14 protein-coding genes are annotated in these 17,551 nt (G+C 56.6%); 5 read left to right on the forward strand and 9 right to left on the reverse strand.

Going from position 1 to position 17,551, the window contains the following annotated elements:
* Positions 1-19 precede the first annotated feature (19 nt).
* From betB to QVZ43_RS06345, 3 genes are all read right to left on the reverse strand, one after another.
* The gene (gene betB, locus QVZ43_RS06335) at positions 20-1,489 is read right to left on the reverse strand and encodes a betaine-aldehyde dehydrogenase (RefSeq protein WP_302909279.1); all 1,470 of its coding nucleotides are present in this window, start codon (positions 1,487-1,489) and stop codon (positions 20-22) included.
* A 17-nt stretch (positions 1,490-1,506) separates the two neighbouring features.
* Positions 1,507-2,103, reverse strand: coding sequence for a transcriptional regulator BetI (gene betI, locus QVZ43_RS06340; RefSeq protein ID WP_302909280.1), 597 nt, complete (start codon positions 2,101-2,103; stop codon positions 1,507-1,509).
* Positions 2,104-2,251: 148 nt separating this feature from the next.
* On the reverse strand, positions 2,252-2,464 hold the full coding sequence (locus tag QVZ43_RS06345; RefSeq protein WP_302909281.1) for an acetyltransferase: 213 nt from the start codon (positions 2,462-2,464) through the stop codon (positions 2,252-2,254).
* A gap of 262 nt (positions 2,465-2,726) precedes the next feature.
* Here QVZ43_RS06345 and QVZ43_RS06350 point away from each other — a divergent pair, with 262 nt between their 5' ends.
* On the forward strand, positions 2,727-3,281 hold the full coding sequence (locus QVZ43_RS06350; RefSeq protein ID WP_223795029.1) for an outer membrane beta-barrel protein: 555 nt from the start codon (positions 2,727-2,729) through the stop codon (positions 3,279-3,281).
* A 77-nt stretch (positions 3,282-3,358) separates the two neighbouring features.
* On the opposite strand, the gene QVZ43_RS06355 is transcribed toward QVZ43_RS06350, so the two are convergent.
* Together QVZ43_RS06355 and QVZ43_RS06360 are read right to left on the reverse strand one after the other, a co-directional pair.
* Positions 3,359-4,846: a helicase HerA-like domain-containing protein gene (locus tag QVZ43_RS06355; protein WP_302909282.1), complete on the reverse strand. Its 1,488-nt coding sequence runs from the start codon at positions 4,844-4,846 to the stop codon at positions 3,359-3,361.
* 104 nt (positions 4,847-4,950) lie between these two features.
* Complete coding sequence (locus QVZ43_RS06360; protein ID WP_223795031.1) at positions 4,951-5,208, reverse strand: hypothetical protein; 258 nt, start codon at positions 5,206-5,208, stop codon at positions 4,951-4,953.
* A 91-nt stretch (positions 5,209-5,299) separates the two neighbouring features.
* Here QVZ43_RS06360 and QVZ43_RS06365 point away from each other — a divergent pair, with 91 nt between their 5' ends.
* Positions 5,300-5,467, forward strand: coding sequence for a DUF2897 family protein (locus QVZ43_RS06365; protein ID WP_223795032.1), 168 nt, complete (start codon positions 5,300-5,302; stop codon positions 5,465-5,467).
* A gap of 7 nt (positions 5,468-5,474) precedes the next feature.
* Here the strand turns inward: QVZ43_RS06365 and QVZ43_RS06370 are convergent, their stop codons facing one another.
* Both QVZ43_RS06370 and QVZ43_RS06375 read right to left on the reverse strand, forming a co-directional pair.
* On the reverse strand, positions 5,475-5,651 hold the full coding sequence (locus QVZ43_RS06370; RefSeq protein WP_223795033.1) for a DUF3012 domain-containing protein: 177 nt from the start codon (positions 5,649-5,651) through the stop codon (positions 5,475-5,477).
* A 35-nt stretch (positions 5,652-5,686) separates the two neighbouring features.
* Entirely contained in the window at positions 5,687-6,793 is a 1,107-nt protein-coding gene (locus QVZ43_RS06375) for a PLP-dependent cysteine synthase family protein (RefSeq protein WP_420890892.1), read from the reverse strand.
* A gap of 197 nt (positions 6,794-6,990) precedes the next feature.
* On the opposite strand from QVZ43_RS06375, the gene QVZ43_RS06380 reads away from it, so the two are divergent.
* The 3 genes from QVZ43_RS06380 (at position 6,991) to QVZ43_RS06390 (ending at position 13,614) form a co-directional block, all read left to right on the forward strand.
* Positions 6,991-9,606, forward strand: coding sequence for an EAL domain-containing protein (locus QVZ43_RS06380; RefSeq protein WP_420890893.1), 2,616 nt, complete (start codon positions 6,991-6,993; stop codon positions 9,604-9,606).
* Between the two features lie 183 nt (positions 9,607-9,789).
* Positions 9,790-12,771, forward strand: a complete 2,982-nt coding sequence (locus QVZ43_RS06385; RefSeq protein ID WP_302909285.1) for an EAL domain-containing protein — start codon at positions 9,790-9,792, stop codon at positions 12,769-12,771.
* Between the two features lie 171 nt (positions 12,772-12,942).
* Positions 12,943-13,614 carry a DUF3047 domain-containing protein gene (locus QVZ43_RS06390; protein WP_420890905.1) on the forward strand — a complete coding sequence of 224 codons (672 nt, stop codon included), beginning with the start codon at positions 12,943-12,945 and terminating at the stop codon, positions 13,612-13,614.
* A 73-nt stretch (positions 13,615-13,687) separates the two neighbouring features.
* On the opposite strand, the gene QVZ43_RS06395 is transcribed toward QVZ43_RS06390, so the two are convergent.
* Positions 13,688-16,726: an EAL domain-containing protein gene (locus QVZ43_RS06395; RefSeq protein WP_302909286.1), complete on the reverse strand. Its 3,039-nt coding sequence runs from the start codon at positions 16,724-16,726 to the stop codon at positions 13,688-13,690.
* 15 nt (positions 16,727-16,741) lie between these two features.
* A partial coding sequence (locus tag QVZ43_RS06400) for a cadherin-like domain-containing protein (protein WP_302909287.1) occupies positions 16,742-17,551 on the reverse strand: 810 nt, incomplete at its 5' end.

The following is a 17,551-nucleotide window of genomic DNA, read 5'->3' on the forward strand; positions in this document are numbered from 1 at the left end:
TCCCGGTTGGATCGCCCGTTTAGAACGGGGCGTCCAGATCCTCCATGCCGACATACACGGATTTGATCTGGGTGTAATGATCCAGGGTGACTCGGCCGTTTTCCCGACCAACGCCTGACAGCTTGTAGCCACCGACCGGCATTTCTGCCGGGGATGCGCCGTAGCTGTTGATCCAGCAGATACCGGCATCAATCTGATGAATCACCCGATGGGCACGACGAATATCGTTGGTGAACACGCCGGCAGCCAGCCCCGTCTCGGTGTCATTGGCGCGGGCAATCACTTCGTCTTCGTCGGAGAAGGTGAGCACGGACATCACCGGGCCAAAGATTTCCTCTTTGACGATGGTCATGTCGTCGGTGCAGTCGGTGAAGATGGTCGGCGCCACAAAGAAGCCCCCTTCGGCCGATGCCGGAGCCAGGGTATGGCCGCCTTCGACGAGCGTTGCGCCCTCGGCCTTTCCTTTGGCGATGTAATCGAGCACCAGGTCCCGGTGCTTGGCAGAGATGAGGGCCCCGTAATTGGTGGCCGGATCCATGGGATCCCCAGGCTTGATGTTATTTCGCGTACGTTCCAGCAGCCGGTCCATGAAACGTTGATAGATGCCTTCCTGAACAAATACGCGCGTGCCGTTGGTGCAGATCTCACCCTGAGTGTAGAAGTTACCTACCATGGCGGCCGACACCGCGTTCTCAAGATCCGCATCATCAAAGATAATCAGCGGGGACTTGCCACCCAGTTCCATGGTGACGTCCTTGAGCGTGGAGGCCGCTGCGGCCATCACTTTCTTGCCGGTTCCCACTTCGCCGGTGAAGGACACTTTCTCGATGTCCGGGTGGTGAGTCAGCCACTGGCCGACTTCGACCGCGCCCTGGACCACGTTGAACACCCCGGCCGGTACGCCCGCCTCGATGTAGATTTCGGCCAGCTTGATGGCGCCCATTGGCGTTTCTTCCGAAGGCTTGAAGATCAGTGCGTTACCCGCCGCCAGCGCCGGGCCGGACTTCCAGCAGGCAATCTGGATCGGGTAGTTCCAGGCACCAATACCGGCACAGATGCCCAGCGGCTCCCGGCGGGTGTAGTAGAAATCACCACCAAGATCCTGCTGTATACCCTCAACCGATGGCGCCAGACCGGCGAAATACTCGATCACGTCCGCCCCAGTGGCGACATCCACGGCCTCGGCTTCCTGCATGGGCTTGCCGTTATCCCGGACTTCCACTGCTGCGAGCTCATCGTTACGCTCGCGCAGCAGCGCCACCGCCCTGTTCAGAATCCGGCCACGCTCGATCGCCGGCATGGCAGACCACTCGGCAAATCCGGCCTTGGCACTTTCGATGGCCGCTTGCTGGACGGACTCGTCCGCCACTTCCACTTCATAAATGACTTTACCGGTACCCGGGTTCACCACGGGAAAGGTTTCACCGCTGGTGTTGGCCAGGAAACGACCGTGGACAAAGTTCTGGTAACGAGGGAGTGATTCAGACATAACGAGTGTCCTCGCGTTTACAAGTTCGTGTATTGGTCCAGCGCGTCTTTCACGAAACGCTTGCACAGTAGTTCGCCCGCCTCGAAGCTTTCTTCGGGGTCCAGGCTCAGGGCGCTGCGAAGCCAGAAGCCGTCAATCATGGCTGCGGTCTGACGCGCGACTGCGGTTGCCCGTTCCGGCTCAAGCACCTGCGCCAGTGAATAGCGCAGGTTGCTGTACAGCCGGGCATTGTTGATCTGCTGGAGGCGCTTCAGGCCGGGTTCGTGCATGGACCGGGCCCAGAAGCTCAACCAGGTTTTGGCCGCCAGGGACGAGCGCTGAAATTCCGAAAAGTTCGCTTCGATAATGCAGTTCAGCCGCTGCTGTGGGGATCCATCCGCCCTGGCCATTCGCTCCCTCAATTCCCCACCCAGCTGATTGAGCATGTAGCGCAATGCCGCCTCAATCAGCCCCTGCTTGCCACCGAAATAGTGGCTGATAATGCCCGACGACATGCCAGCCCGTTTGCTGATGCTGACAATCGTGGTGTTCTGCATACCCAGTTCAGCGATGGACGCCATGGTGGCATCGATCAACTGCTGTCTGCGGGCGTCTTTGACTCCAGTTTTTGGCATTTTAACGTCGCCGTCGCTGCTTCGCCTTTAGTTAATTGAACGTTCAATTAATAAAATGATAACGAGCAGGTAATGTGATTTCAACCTTGATCACATTCTGATCGACTTGTCGCGCATTCGGGATTTCCGAAGAAGCCTTCGGAATGGGTCAGGGTTTTCGCCGGTAGTCGGGATCCGTCCAGCACCGGGGCAAGGCCTCACCAGACGGAAAGCTGAGATCGGATTTGTCATACATTTCAGGGTCCTGTGCCTCTTCACCGTAATGGAGACTGCCCTGGATTTGGGTCTTGTGCGGGTCAAACAGGCTCTGGGCGTCCAGCACCTCGATGAGATGCCCTGTTGATGTCTCTGCCACAAACATAGTGCCCTTCCTCAACCGTTATCGGACAAAAAATAACCAGCGGTTAACACAGCATAGACACTGCCAGCTCAACCGGACAGAAACGATCACCGGGAATCGGTCCCGGCCAGGGGTCCTCAAAAGATGCCTTAAAAACACCACAAAAACCGTTGAAAACCCTGCAAACAAAGCTTTTCAGATATTTTCCCGTTCTATTCGACAAAACGGGAACCATCGCCTAGTTTTTAACCGTCAAAACCGCTTAGCACAGGAGGCTAAGACCATGAAGAACCCCCTCCCCTTAGCTCTTGCTGTATCTTTGGCGGCCGTGTCCGGCACCGCATTTGCGGGTAGCGACAGCGGCTTCTACGTGGGTGCGTCGGTGGGCCAGGCAAACCTGGAACTGAATGAATCGGACCCGGATTTTGGCTCCATTGATTTCGACGACGACGATACCGGCTACAAGATTTTCGGTGGGTATAACTTCGGTTTGATTCCACTGGTGGATCTGGCCGTTGAGGGTGCCTACGTGGATTTCGGCTCCTTCGGGGGCAGCGCAGGCCCGGTCAATGCCGATCTGGACGTGACTGCCTGGACTGGCGCTGGACTGGCCGGCATCAAATTGGGTCCGGTCGGTATATTCGGCAAGGTGGGCGCTGCGCTCTGGGATAGCGAGTTCAGCGGCGGCCTGGGCGACGACGATGGCACCGACCCGCTGTACGGCATCGGCGCCCGCTTTACCTTGTTTTCACTGCAGGTCCGGGCGGAATGGGAACGTTACGACCTGGACAATGCCGATATCGATTACTTCTCGGTTGGCGGTGCCTTCACCTTCTGAGGCCGGATGGATTGCATAGCCGGGCAGTGCTCAGGCACTGGCTGTCCCGGTGGTTTTCCACCCTCCAGTTCGTTCGTTTAACGACGCCCGCCGCCCAGCAACCCGCCAAGTAACCCCCGCAGAATCTGACGTCCCAGTTGGCTGCCCACCGATCGGGCTGCCGATTTCGCCATGGCTTCCACCACGCCCTGCCGACGCCCTGTACCCCACAACACCTCGCTGAGCGGATTACTGTCCGGGTTTTTCTTGTCGGAAACGGATGCTTTGGCCTCTTCCGCCGCCTTCACTGCGGCCTCGGCACGTGCGGCCAGAATTTCATGGGCCGATTCCCGGTTGATGGGCGTGTCGTACTTGGTTCCGACCGGACTTCGGCTCATGCTCGCAGCCCGCTCGTCCGCCGTCACCGGCCCCATCCGGCAGCGTGGCGGCGCAATTCGGGTTCGCTCGACCGGCATGGGAACCCCCTTGTCCTGCAAGGTGGACACGAGCGCCTCCCCCACTGCCAGCTCCGAGATAACGGATGCCACATCCAGTGCCGGGTTGTCCGGAAAGGTTTCCGCTGCCGTCTTTACAGCCTTCTGATCCCGGGGCGTATAGGCCCGCAGTGCATGCTGAATCCGGTTTCCAAGCTGGCCCAGTACTTCCCCCGGCAGGTCGTCCGGGAACTGGGAACAGAAATAGATGCCCACACCTTTGGAGCGGATCAGCCGGACCACCTGCTCGATACGCTTGAGGAGCACCGGCGGGGCGTCATCAAACAGCAGGTGTGCCTCATCAAAGAACAACACCATGCGGGGCTTGTCCGGATCGCCCACTTCGGGGAGGTTTTCAAACAACTCGGACAGCAGCCAGAGCAGGAAACAGGAATACAGCCGGGGCTTGAGAATCAGCTGATCCGCCGCGAAGATATTGATCACCCCGCGCCCGCTGAGATCGGTCCCCATCAGGTCGTTCAATACCAACGCCGGCTCGCCGAACAGGAGGTCACCACCCTCCCGCTCCAGGGTCAGCAGGTCACGCTGAATGGCGGCAATGGACTGGGGGCTGACCAGACCGTATTGCTCCGAAATCTCCTTGCGCAGCTCCGACACCAGGCCGAGCATGGCCCGGAGGTCTTCCAGATCCAGCAACAGCAGACCCTGGTCGTCCGCCACCCGGAAGGTCACTTCCATCACACCGGTCTGGGTGTCGTTCAGCTCCAGCAACCTGGAAATCAGTGCCGGCCCCATCTCGCTGATGGTGGTGCGCACCGGATGCCCCTGCTGACCATACAGATCCCAGAACACCACCGGATTGGCTTCGGAGGCATAGCCCTCCACTCCAAGTTCGGCAGCCCTGGCCTGAAGCTTTTCACTGGCTGCCCCGGGTTGTGAGATGCCGGCCACATCACCCTTTACGTCGGCAAGAAACACGGGCACCCCCATACGGGAAAAGCCTTCCGCCAGCACCATCATGGTCACGGTTTTGCCTGTACCCGTGGCACCGGCAATCAAGCCATGGCGGTTCCCATAGCGACCAGACAGCCACACGGGCTGTTCGCCTTTTCCGACCAGTATCTGATTCACAGGGGTCTCCCTTCAGGGTTCAGTAAACCGCATTCTGAAGGGAGTATAGTTGGCGTGCCGCCAGAACAAGCAGGCTGTTCTGGGAAACCTGAATTTGCCGGGTATCAGCGTGGCGTCACGCCGTTCCCCTTGACACCCAGGCGGTCCAGATAGAGATGCAGCTCCGCCTCGCTGAGGTTCACATATTCCAATACGCGGCCGTAGAGCATGGCGGTGGGCACATTGCGCCCGCCCAGCTCTTTCTGGGTTTGGTGAATGAGGTACAGAATCAGGCGTTCGGTACGGGTCAGGCCATCGCGCACATCGGGAATGGCTTCCAGCACCGCCGCCCACTCTTCCGGGCTCATGGAATCTTCTGTCATCGCTGTGCTCCCTGAAGACGGTTAATGGCTTGAGGGAACAGCCCCATGTGGTTCAAACTGATAGCGTCATCCTCACTCCGGAGCTCGTGCCATGCCAGCCATTGGGTGGATTATTGTTATCCTCGCCGCCGCCATGATCATCGGCAGCCTGATGTTCTTGCGCGACTCGGCCAACATGCGGATTCCACCAGACAAACTGGAGAAAATCCGCCAGCGTAAAGCGGAACTGGACGCCCAGGAAAAAGACGAGGACAACTGACCCCCGATCAGTCCTCGGAACGGAACAGGCAGTTCTTGGCATACTCTTTTGCGTCGTTGGCCGTCCACTCACCCTTGGGTGTTTCGTCCATATCTTCACACCAGGCGGTGCTGCCGACTTCAGGCGAACACCCGGTGAGCAGGAAAAGTGCAGCGACCAGACTGACAGACAGATAATTTTTCACGGATTGGTTCCCGGTTTAGCGTGTAAATTTCAGAGTTAGGATGTCAGAACGCCGGTTTCAAAAAAGCGTTCCAACTGTTTTTGGTAGGGCCTTGTATCGAAGCCGTTGTTCGCAAGCCAGTGCTCGTTGTAGTAGGTATCCAGGTAGCGTTCGCCGCCATCGCAGATCATCGATACCACGCTGCCGGACTCTTTCCGGGCAACCATCTCGGAAATAATCTGGAACGCCGCATACACGTTGGTGCCGGTGGAACCACCGCACCGGCGGCCCAGCATCTTCTCCAGCTCATGGATGGTCGCGAACGCGGCTGAATCGGGTACTTTGCTCATGCGGTCGATGACCGATGACACGAAGGATGGCTCGACGCGGGGTCGGCCAATGCCCTCGATCATGGAACGCCGTTGAGTCGTCAGGTTCGAGTCACCGCTCTGGTAGTAATCGAAAAACACAGAATTGTCCGGGTCTGCCACACACAGCCGGGTTGGGTGGCACTGGTAACGAATGTACCGACCAATGGTGGCCGACGTTCCACCGGTGCCGGCGCTGACCACAATCCAGTCCGGCACCGGGTGCGGTTCGGCACTCATCTGCTGGAAAATCGACTCGGCAATGTTGTTGTTCCCACGCCAGTCCGTCGCCCGCTCGGCAAAGGTGAACTGGTCCATGTAGTGGCCCTTCAACTCCTGCGCCAGCCGGGCCGCCTCGGAATAGATGTCGCAGGCCTCCACCAGGTGGCACTTGCCGCCGTAAAAAGCGATCTTGTCGATTTTTTCCTGCGAGGTCCCCCTGGGAATCACGGCAATAAACGGCAGGCCGAGCAGCTTGGCGAAGTAGGCCTCGGAAATGGCGGTACTGCCGGACGACGCCTCGATGATCGGCGTGCCCTCGTGAATCTGGCCATTGCACAGGCCGTAGAGGAAGAGCGATCGGGCCAGGCGGTGCTTGAGGCTGCCGGTCGGATGGGTGGATTCGTCCTTGAGGTACAGGGTGATATCCCCGCACGCCGGCAAATCCAGCTTCAGCAGATGGGTATCGGAGGAGCGGCGAAAATCCGCTTCGATGGCGGCAATCGCCTGATTGATCCAGTTCTGTCCCACAATCACTCCTCGTCGGCACGGTCGAATTGCCGAAAAGTACCACATGCCGGGCCCTGGCGGGCACCGAGACACATTTTTATACATAAACCCGATTCCGGACCAACCATCCCGGCGTTAGCATGAAGAAAACACAAGTCACAACAACAAGTATCCATGGGACAAGGTGATCCTCGTCAGACCGGACAGAAACCCACGCTTTCCCCGTGTCTGTCCCGAATCGTTTTGACGTCGAAACCGGCTATATGATCGTGACAAAGTCTTCGGCACTTCGTTTTGTTTTCCTGCTTCTCGGCGCGCTGATCTGCCAACCAGCGCTGGCCGACGCCGAAGCCGTGATCGTCTCATCAAGCGGCCAAATCGAACCGTATTTCGACGTCTGGGAAAACCCGAACGGCGAGGCAACGCTCGAAGAGGTCATGGCCCTGGACGACAGCCAGTGGCGGCATGTACCAGAGGGCAGCGCCACCTTTGGGATCACCCAGTCAGCCTACTGGCTCCGATTCTCTGTTCAAAACCAAACAGCACAGACGCTCAACCTGGTGGCCGAACTCGGCTACTCCCAGTTGGACGATGTCATTTTCCATGTGATCTCAAATGGCGATCCGATCCGGGAAGTGCGCACGGGTGATCGGCGCCCGTTCCATCCCCGGGAAATCGATCACCCGAACATGCTGTTGCGGTTCACTCTCAGCCCGGACGAATCCAAAACCCTGTATGTACGTGTGCAGACCGAAGGCTCGCTGGTCGTTCCACTGGACCTCTGGCACGAGCACGAATTCTTCGGGTCCGCGTCCGCGGAGCAAAAGCTGCACTTTTTCTACTACGGCTGTCTCTCGGTCATCATTCTTATCAACCTGGCGGTGTTCCTGACCCTCAGAGAGAAGCTCTACCTGTACTACGCCCTCGCGATCAGCGGGTATCTGCTGTTCTTTGCCTCAATAAAAGGGTTCAGTTTCCAGGTGCTTTACCCGGATTTCCCGGCCTTACACGCCCGGATGCTGTTACTGTCCATGCCAGTCCTCGGACTGTTTTCCCTCTTGTTTTGTCGGGAATTCCTGAAGACAAAGGAACACAGCCCGCGCCTGGATTTTGCCATTCGCCTGTTGATCTTCGTTGAAACACTGAATTTTGTTACGGCGCTGGTTGCCGGATACAACTGGGCAATCCTCAATTTCAGCATCGTTGCCATCATCTTTTTCGGCTTGCTGTTTGTTGCTGGCCCTGTCTCATGGGCCGAGGGTGTCCGCGCTGGCAAGTTCTTCACCCTCGCCTGGACACCCCTGACCCTCGGCGTGCTGGCCACTGCGGGACGGGCCATGGGCTTTCTGCCGGTAAACTTCCTGACCGAACACGCCATGCAGATTGGCTCCGGACTGGAGGCCTTTATCCTGACCCTCGCCCTGGCCGATCGCCTGTATCTGGAGCGAAAAGATCGCTATGAAGCCCAGGAAAACAGTCTGCGCAAGGAGAGGGCCCGCAACCTCGCCCAACAAAGACTGACCGAGGCTATGACCCACGATCCGGTCACCGGGCTGCCAAACCGAAACCGTTTCGAGCGAATGGCCAATCAGGTGATCAGCCAGAACCCGGACGACGAGTACATAGTCGGCATTGTCCGTATTACCCGCATGGAAGAGATCCACCGCACCCTCGGGCTGGCCCGGAGTGAGCGGTTAATGAAAATGCTTGCCCAGCAGATGACGGAACTGGCCAGGGAACTGCCCATGGTCCGCTGCCGGAAAGACGATCAGGGCCGCACCGAATGCGTTTACCAGCTATCCGGCGACTGCCTGGGGCTGTTGATTGATGCGACGGCGGTCACCGATCAGTTTGCCGGCATGAACAAGGCCATCCAACTGCTGTCAGAACCGGTAACCATTGATCACCTGGCGATTGAGCTGGACCCAACATTCGGCGCAGCCCACTACCCTTACCACGGCGATTCTGCCGCCCTGCTGATTCGCAATGCCCACATTGGCATGGAGAATGCGCCAAGAGGGGTAATGGCTACCGGCGTGTATTCCCCCCAGCACGATATCTACAGCGAAAGCCGGCTGACTCTGATGTCTGACCTGAAGGAAGCCCTTCAGCGGGATCAGACCTGCCTCCATTACCAGCCCAAGATGTGCCTGAGAACCGGCCGCGTGGTGGGACTGGAAGCGCTCGTGCGCTGGCACCACCCGGAAAGGGGCTGGGTCTTCCCATCCGACTTCATTCCGCTGGCAGAAGAAACCGGAGTAATCACCCAGCTGACCCGCTGGGCCGTGGAGCGTGGGCTAAAGGATCTGGCTGCGCTGGCGGGGGACTACCCCGACCTGGAGCTGTCCATCAATATTTCCGCCCGGGACCTGACGGATAAGGGACTGGTGCAATCCATTCAGGCAGCGTTGAGCCAACACGGCATCCGCCCGAACCAGCTCACGCTGGAACTGACGGAAACCGCCGCGATGGAAGACCCGGAAACCGGATTCAAGGCCCTGCAGGCACTGGCCGAAGCTGGCTTACAAATATCAATCGATGATTTCGGCAGCGGTTACTCGTCGCTGTCGTACCTGAAACAATTGCCAGCTTCCGAAATAAAACTGGATCGCTCCCTGATCATCGACATCCTTGAAAGCGACAGCTCCCGCGTGATCGTGGAGACCGCCGTCAACATGGTCCACGGCCTTGGCTATGCGGTGATTGCGGAAGGTGTGGAAAACGAGGACGCAGCACAGTTGCTGAGAGAGCTGAACTGCGACCGCCTGCAGGGTTACTGGCTGAGTAAACCGCTCCCCCTGGCAGAGCTTCAGGACTGGCTTCTGGTGCAAAACTTCCCATCCAAACTGCTGCCACAACCGACTGCAACCGAGGCTTGAGCGGAAAGGCTACCCCCGGCTTTGCGGACTCACGTCTGAAGACCAAAGAGCGTCAACCCGATCACACTCCCTCAGAAAGCCAACTGGCCTGGCGCCAATGAGCACTGTTTCGTATTTATGTAGTAAATACAGACTTATACTCGACAACGATGGACTAATAACGATAAAGAAAGGATGCCGCTGATGTATTTGCGCGCCTGTTTTTTCCGGGGCTTTCGGATCGCCCGCCCATGTGCAATGCTGCTGGCGCTGATCGCCCTGGCACTCCCGACGAGCCCGGCGTTCGGGGACGCCTTGCTGGTCAGCCACCTGCCAGAGGATAGAGGGCTGTCTCTGGCGCCGTACCTGATCTACCAGACCGACGACCATCGGATGCTCACCCCCGATCAGGTTCGCGACATGAACCGGGGCTGGCAAAACCACTCCAGCGAACACCTCAACCTTGGTTTCATCAAGGATTCCGTCTGGGTTCGATTCCAGCTGGCAAATAATTCCAAAACCACCCGGGACCTGTACCTGGACATCGACTATGCGCTGCTCGACGATGTCCAGCTGTCTATGTACAACGCCGACACCGGCAAGCTTGTAAAGACCATGCAGGCCGGTGACCAATGGGGCTTCAACGAGCGTCCCATTCTGTTTCCCAACTTCGTGTTCCCGATCTCCATGGCCCCCGGGCAAGACTATGTCGTAGTAATGAAAATCCGGAGCACGTCCTCCATGCAGGCGCCCATTTCGCTCTGGCATCCCGATGCGCTGGCTACGAACAAATACAGCGAAGCCCTGTTTTTCGGCGGCCTGATCGGAATGATTGCCATCATGGCGCTCTATAACCTGTTTCTGTGGGTCTCCATTCGTGAGCACGCCTACCTTTTCTACGCCATTTGCCTGATCGGCTACAGCTTTATTGAAGCCATTCTGACCGGTGTCGCCTACAGCTACTTCTGGCCCGACTCTCCCGGGTGGAACCACATCAGTCTGGTAGTGTCCGGAGGCTCTGCCCTGGCCGCCCTGGCCCTGTTCACTCATCGGTTCCTCCGACTGCAGGAACGGGCTCCGGCGCTTGGCAAACTGTTCTATCTGTACAGCGCGCTGTGTCTTCTGACCGCCGCCTCGGGCTTCGCGCTGCCCTACCAGGTGGCTATTCACCTGGCGATTGCGGTACTGGTACTCGTGCCCCTGTCCACCTATGCCGCCAGTCTCTACTTCTGGCTCAAAAAGGGCCTGAAAGATGCCCGCTACTTCGTAACAGCTTTCACCCTGTTTACCGTCTTCACCATGGTGTTCATCCTTGGTAAGACTGGCGTCTTGCCCCGAAACTGGCTGACCGAGTACTCCATTCACTTTGGCGCCATCTCAGTGGTTGCCCTGCTCTCCTTTGCACTGGCCGACCGGATTAACCGGGAAAAAACCGCACGGGAAGAGGCCCAGAAAGAAGCGATTGCCCACCTGGAACGTTATCGGGTTATCCATGACGAGTCCCTGGAAGGCCGGTTCTGCGTCGATCGTGTGGGTCGGTTCCTGTCGGCGAACCCGGCACTGGCCCGCATCTTTGGCGCGGAAAGTCCTGAAGACCTTCTGCACCGGGGTGCCAATAACCTGAAGCTTATTCCAGCCCGCCGTAAAAAGTGGGAAGAAGGTTTGGATCTGGTAAACCGTGAGGGCAAATTGCAGGGATTCGAGTGTGAGGCAAGGCGTCTAAACGGCGAACTCTTCTGGGTGTCGATCCACGGGCGCGTGGTGAAAGACCCGGATACCAATCGGCCGGTGTTTGAAGGCTCACTGGTGGACATCACCGAGAAGAAATCCAGCGAGCGACAGCTCAACTACCTCGCCAACCACGACCCCCTGACCGGTCTGGTCAATCGCCTGGGTTTCGAGAAGCGTCTGGAAACCGCTATCGAGAGCGCCAAGACAACTCGGCGAAGCCACGCCCTGCTGATGATGGATCTGGATCAGTTCAAGATCGTCAACGATACCTGCGGCCATGGCGCCGGCGACCAGCTGCTCAAACAGATCTCTGCACTGTTCCGGAAATACGTCCGCGCCACCGACTCACTGGCCCGACTGGGGGGGGATGAGTTCGCGCTTCTGCTGGAAAAAACCGCCGTAGAAAACGCCACCACTCTTGCCCAACGGCTTCGTCGGGACGTGGGCGACTATCGATTTACCTGGCAGGGCAAGGTGTTCAGCGTCGGTATCAGCATTGGCGTGGTATCCATCAATGAAGAAACCGGCACCCTGGCCGAGCTGGTCAGCCTCGCGGACACCGCCTGCTACGCCGCCAAGGACGGCGGACGCAATCAGGTGGTGGTGCATGACGAAAACCGCGGCGACATCGCCCAGCGCCAGACCGAGATGGAAACGGTCACGGTCATTCGCGAAGCGATCCGTAACGACAACCTGATCCTGTTCCACCAGAAGGTATCGCCCATTCGGGGCAGTCAGGAGGGCGTGCGCTACGAGGTGCTTGTCAGAATGCAGAAAGATGGCCGCCTGATCTTGCCGGGCGCCTTCCTGCCTGCGGCTGAACGGTACAACATGATCCTGGAGCTGGACCGCTGGGTTATCCAGACGTATCTCAGATGGTTGTCGGAACACCCACAGCATCTGCAGCAGCTCACACAGGCGAACATTAACCTGAGCGCTCAGTCCGTCGGTTCGGCGGACCTGGGACCGTTTATTATCGAGGCCTTCAATCGCTACGGGATACCGGCCCATAAGATCTGCTTCGAGATCACCGAAAGCGCCGCCGTGGCCAGTGTCAACGAGACCCAGAACCTGATTACCACATTGCGGGCCATTGGCTGCAGGTTTGCCCTGGATGATTTTGGCAGTGGTTTCGCTTCCTATGGCCACCTGAAAAACCTGCCTGTCCATTGCCTAAAGATTGATGGCTGTTTTATTCGCGAGATGGCCACGGACGAAGTCGATTACCAGATGGTTCGTGCCATGACCGAAGTGGCCCACGCTATGGGACTGGAAGTGGTCGCAGAGTACGTGGAAAACGCGAGCATCATGGCTCGCCTGATTGAGCTGAACGTGGACTACGTCCAGGGTTGGCACACCCACGAGCCGACATTGCTGGTGGATTCTCCCAGCCGGTCACAGGCGAAGAAACGAACGGACGTGACCAGCATCGAACTGACCCCGCGGACGGTGTAACAACCGCATCAGGGGCGTGGCGATAAGTGGCTCGCAGGTGTAATTTTTTCCGAGTTGGCAAGTCTCCTGTGTACCATGGGTATTCAAAAGGAGATCGCTTTGGGAACATCGAACCGAACACGTCATTGGACAACGGCCAGCCTGATCGTCGCGCTTGGCATCGCCAGCCCCCTGTGGGCCTGTGAAAATCCGATTCCGCCGTTTTCCGGTCTGGACTCTCTGTCAGACAGTTCCGGCTGGGAAGCGCTAGAGTTCCCGAAGATTGACCGGCTTTCCGAGTATCAACTGGTGCTGGAGGACGGAAACCGGGTGGTTCAGGCGACAACCAGCGGCAGCGCTTCGGGCCTGATTACCCGGCTGGATATTCAACCCGGCGATTCACTGATCCTTCGCTGGCGCTGGAAGGTGTCCAACGTGTTTGAGGGTGGCAATGCCAAGGCCAAATCCGGTGACGATTACCCCGCCAGGATCTATGTCGCGTTTGAGTTCGAGGAAGACAAAGCGGGATTTTTTGAACGGGCCAAGCGCTCGGCCGTGGAAGTTCTTTTCGGAGAGACCCTGCCCGGCAATGCCCTGAATTACATCTGGGCTAACCGATTACCGGTGGATGAAGTTGTGCCCAATCCCTACACAGACCAGACCATGATGGTGGCGGTGAACTCCGGTGCAGATCAGGTGGGAGAATGGGTCACGGTGGAGCGGGATATTGTGGCGGATTACCGGCAAGCATTCGGCGAGGCACCGCCACCTCTGGTAGGCATCGCCATCATGTCAGACTCGGACAATACGGGGGAATCGGCAATGGCATGGTACGGGGATATACAGCTGGAGGGTTGCGAGTAAGCGCGACTGACATTGCTCAGGAGCCCACCCAATGCCAGCCATTGGGTGGATCCAGTGCGGGCTCCGAGCCAGATTAACTTACGCTTTTCTCTGAATGGTTATTCAGAACACCTATCATGCCAGAAGCTGCGGTATGCCCATCCGCCAAGTTCCGGTGACGGGCGTCGTTATCAACCACCAGCCGGCGAATACTTGAAGACTGAGCCATCAATGCATCCATGGCCTCTTTTGGCACCGGTCTGCTCAACAAATAGCCTTGAACTTCATCGCAATGGAGATCCTGCAAGAAGCGCAGTTGCTCTTCCGTTTCCACGCCTTCTGCCACCACTCGAATATCCAGGCTATGGCCCATGGCAATAATTGCACTCACTATCGCCGCATCATTTGCATCGTGAAGAATGTCCGCAATAAACGAGCGATCAATTTTTACCATGCTGATTGGAAACCGTTTAAGGTAATTGAGCGATGAATATCCGATGCCAAAATCATCCAAAGAAATTTTCATTCCGGCAGAACTGAGTTTTTTCAGCACGACCTCTACATCATCCATGCTATGCATGAAGGCTGTTTCTGTTATCTCTAATTCAAGCGCTCTGACTGGTAAGACAAACTCCTCCAGGATGGCAAGGATTTGTTCCGCCAGATCCGGGCTCCTGAGTTCAGAGGGAGATATATTGACGGCAACAGGCATTGTGCCGAAACCGGCTTTTTGCCAGAAGCGGATTTGCCGGCATACAGCACGGATAACCCAGCGGTCCAACATCTTGATCAACCCAGCCTGCTCGGCTGCGGGAATAAACTCGTCAGGCGGAATGAGCCCCTTTAAAGGATGGTGCCACCGCACCAAGGCTTCCATGCTTCTGATCTTTCCGGTTATCAGGTCAATCTTGGGTTGGTAGTAGACGGTTAACTCGTCCTGCTTCAAGGCCCGATGTAAGTCGGCTTCCAACTGAATTTGCTTCGTGGCGAGCTGATTGATCTCTTCTGCGTAGAACCGGAAGTTGTTGCTGCCATGGGCCTTCCTGCTTAAACGCATGGCACCACTGGCGTTTCTGAGCAATGATTCCGCACCATCACCATCTTGAGGGAACAGGCTTATGCCCACGTCCATGTTCAAATAGATCTCATTACTTTCAACCGTAATCGGCTGTTCAAACTCCAAAAATATACGTTTTAATACACTGGTAACGATTTCAGGCCGTTGCAGATCAGTCAACACAAGCGCGATTTCATTACCACCCAGCCGGGAAACAGTAAAAAACAGCTCTCCCTGCGAATAAAGGGAGACGGTATCGGTGGATCTTAACGTCTGCTTCAAGCGGATAAGAACCTGGTTGGCTAATTTGTCTGTTGCCGCAAAACCCAACGAGTCCTTTACACGCTCCAACGTATCAACATGCATTAACAGCACAGCAATCTGGCTTCCATCCCGCTGGGCCCGGTTGATACCTTGATCGATACGATCCTGAAGTAAGGCAATACTGGAATGAGCACTCGGGCTGGTGCCACCTTCTCCTGCGCCCGCTTTTGCCGTGAGTTCCAAAGCAGTTCCGCTATCAATCAACAAGTCCTCGTGCGGAGGCAAGGTCGCTGAGTTCGCGCTACCTACAGCCTTAGCCCAGGACCAACAAATCACACGGTTTCGCCCGTTCCCCTTTGCGGCATACAGTGCTTTATCGGCTTGCGCCAATAAGTCGGTAGCATTTGAAGCACCGTTCGACAGCGCGGCAACCCCAAAACTTGAGGTGATGTGCAATTCACTATGAATCTCGGAGGTATCCCAAGCTTCGACGGCAGAGCGCATTTGCTCGGCAAGTTGAACAGCCGCTTTGATGCCCGTTTCTGGAAGAACGACGACAAACTCCTCACCACCAAATCTTCCGATCAGATCGCCGGAACGCGAACACTCTGTCAGGATGTGGGTGAGCAATTTGATCACCTCATCACCAACCGGATGTCCATACCGGTCATTGACCAGTTTGAAGTGATCGATATCGACCATGATGCAGCTGAACTCACTACCCTCCCGACGGGCCTCGTCGAACAGGAGGCCCATATGGTGAGTTAAAGAACGCCGATTCAGTGCACCGGTCAGTGGGTCACGGGAAGCGAGCCACTGGAGCTCCTGATTCTGCCGTGATATCTCGCTTTGACTGTTTTCCAGCTCCTTTAATGCACGATTCAGTGCCTCATTCTTCGCTTCCACTTCGGTGATGTCATCGAAGGTAATCAATACCCCTCGAACCTTCCCTTCGGTGGCACTAATTGGCGAGGCGTTGACGGTAAAGATAAACACTTCATCAAGGCCGTTTTTCAGCTTCATGGTGACACTGCCCGGTAAAACCTCACCAGCCAGTACCGTCACCCAGGGCCGCTCAAATTCCTCACTCTCCGGGCCATGCCCCTCCCACTGGAAATCCGCAACGGCCTTGCCCAGCAACTCGTTGGGATTCAGACGGATTTTTTCTGAAAATGTTGAATTCGCAAATACAATAAATCCCCTGTCATCCAGGATCAGGAGCCCCTCAGACAAGGTATCCAAAGCCCGGCTTACCCGCTCGGGTATGACCGCATCGGGGTTCAGTTCGCGCAATGCCCGCTTCAAAAACAGCAGGTAAACCAGAAACCCGCCCAGCGAAACAAACAGAACAATACCTAGGTAAGAATTTTTCAGAGAAAGCAGGCCGCCGGCGCCATGCAAGTCAGCAAAAACAATTTCAACATTGCCCCAGCGCAGCTGTCCTTTAAACAGAGGCACCAGAACCTGTGTGGTCGTTGATTTATCGCCGGTTTTCAGGCTCCAGTGTTGCTCATGATCACCAAACTCGGCGAGCAACTCGCTATTGTTTTTACGAACAGCGATTGAACTGACGATGTCATTCCGATCAACCACCGATTGCAGAATCTGATCAATGGTTTTTACACGCCCATTGGAGATTTCGTTCGATACCTGAATGGCTAGCGATTCAGCCACCAGTTTCCTGGATTCAATCTGGGCATGCCTGGTATCAGGAATCAAACCAAGCACATCGGCGACGAGGAGTATTGAAACTGTCAGCAGCGTCAGGCTGAAGCTGATTCGGATCAAAGGGGACTTGAAGAATCGTTTCATAAATAATTACCCGCCCTACCGGCTGGAGTCCTCCTCTGAAAAAATCTGTTCGACCTCGCTCTCAACATCTTGGGCATCCTTCTCCGGCTTTTCCCGATCGTCCCGTCCAAGAACAGGAATAGGGTCAATCTGTCGCCACAGTGGCGCGACAGACATAAACCCGGCAATTAATGATCCGGTCCTGAGCACCCAGCTGATAACACCTACAGAAAGCCCCGCAGTTGCACCCAGTAAAACCTCCGCTCTTATCCTCTCCTGACTGGCTGTTGCCGCGACCGCATCATCAAGGTCTCGCTTCATTTCACTGAGCCCATCAGAAAAGGACGGGTTTTCCATTATAGAGATCAGATCATCAATCTCATTTTTATCAGGTTCGAAAGGCGCCAGATCCAGATTCAGCAGATCAATTGATTTAGGAGGAACAGGTTTAGAGATCTGGGTCTCGTATTGGTAAACCTCGGGCGCAGCAGACTCCGTAGCCAGTGCTTGCACGAGTAGTTCATCATCAATCGGTGCCAACTGTTCCTCGACAGCTGGTGCGGTTTCCTCGGTCTGTCCAATCTCCGGCTCCGGCTCCGGTTCAGGTTCAGGTTCAGGTTCAGGTTCTGGCTCCGGCTCTGGTTCAGGTTCGGGCGTTACTACTGGCTCACTAATAACAGTGTCGTTGACCGGGTTGATGGTGATGACGACCGTCTGGGTCGAGCTCTCACCGCTGGCGCTGTCCGTCACCGTGTAGGTGAAACTGTCCGCGCCGTGATAGTCGGCCGCTGGCGTGTAGGTGAAGCTGCCATCGTTGTTGAGCGTCAGGCTGCCGTTGCTGACGTC

The organism is Marinobacter suaedae, from assembly GCF_030519635.1.
GTDB lineage: Bacteria > Pseudomonadota > Gammaproteobacteria > Pseudomonadales > Oleiphilaceae > Marinobacter > Marinobacter suaedae.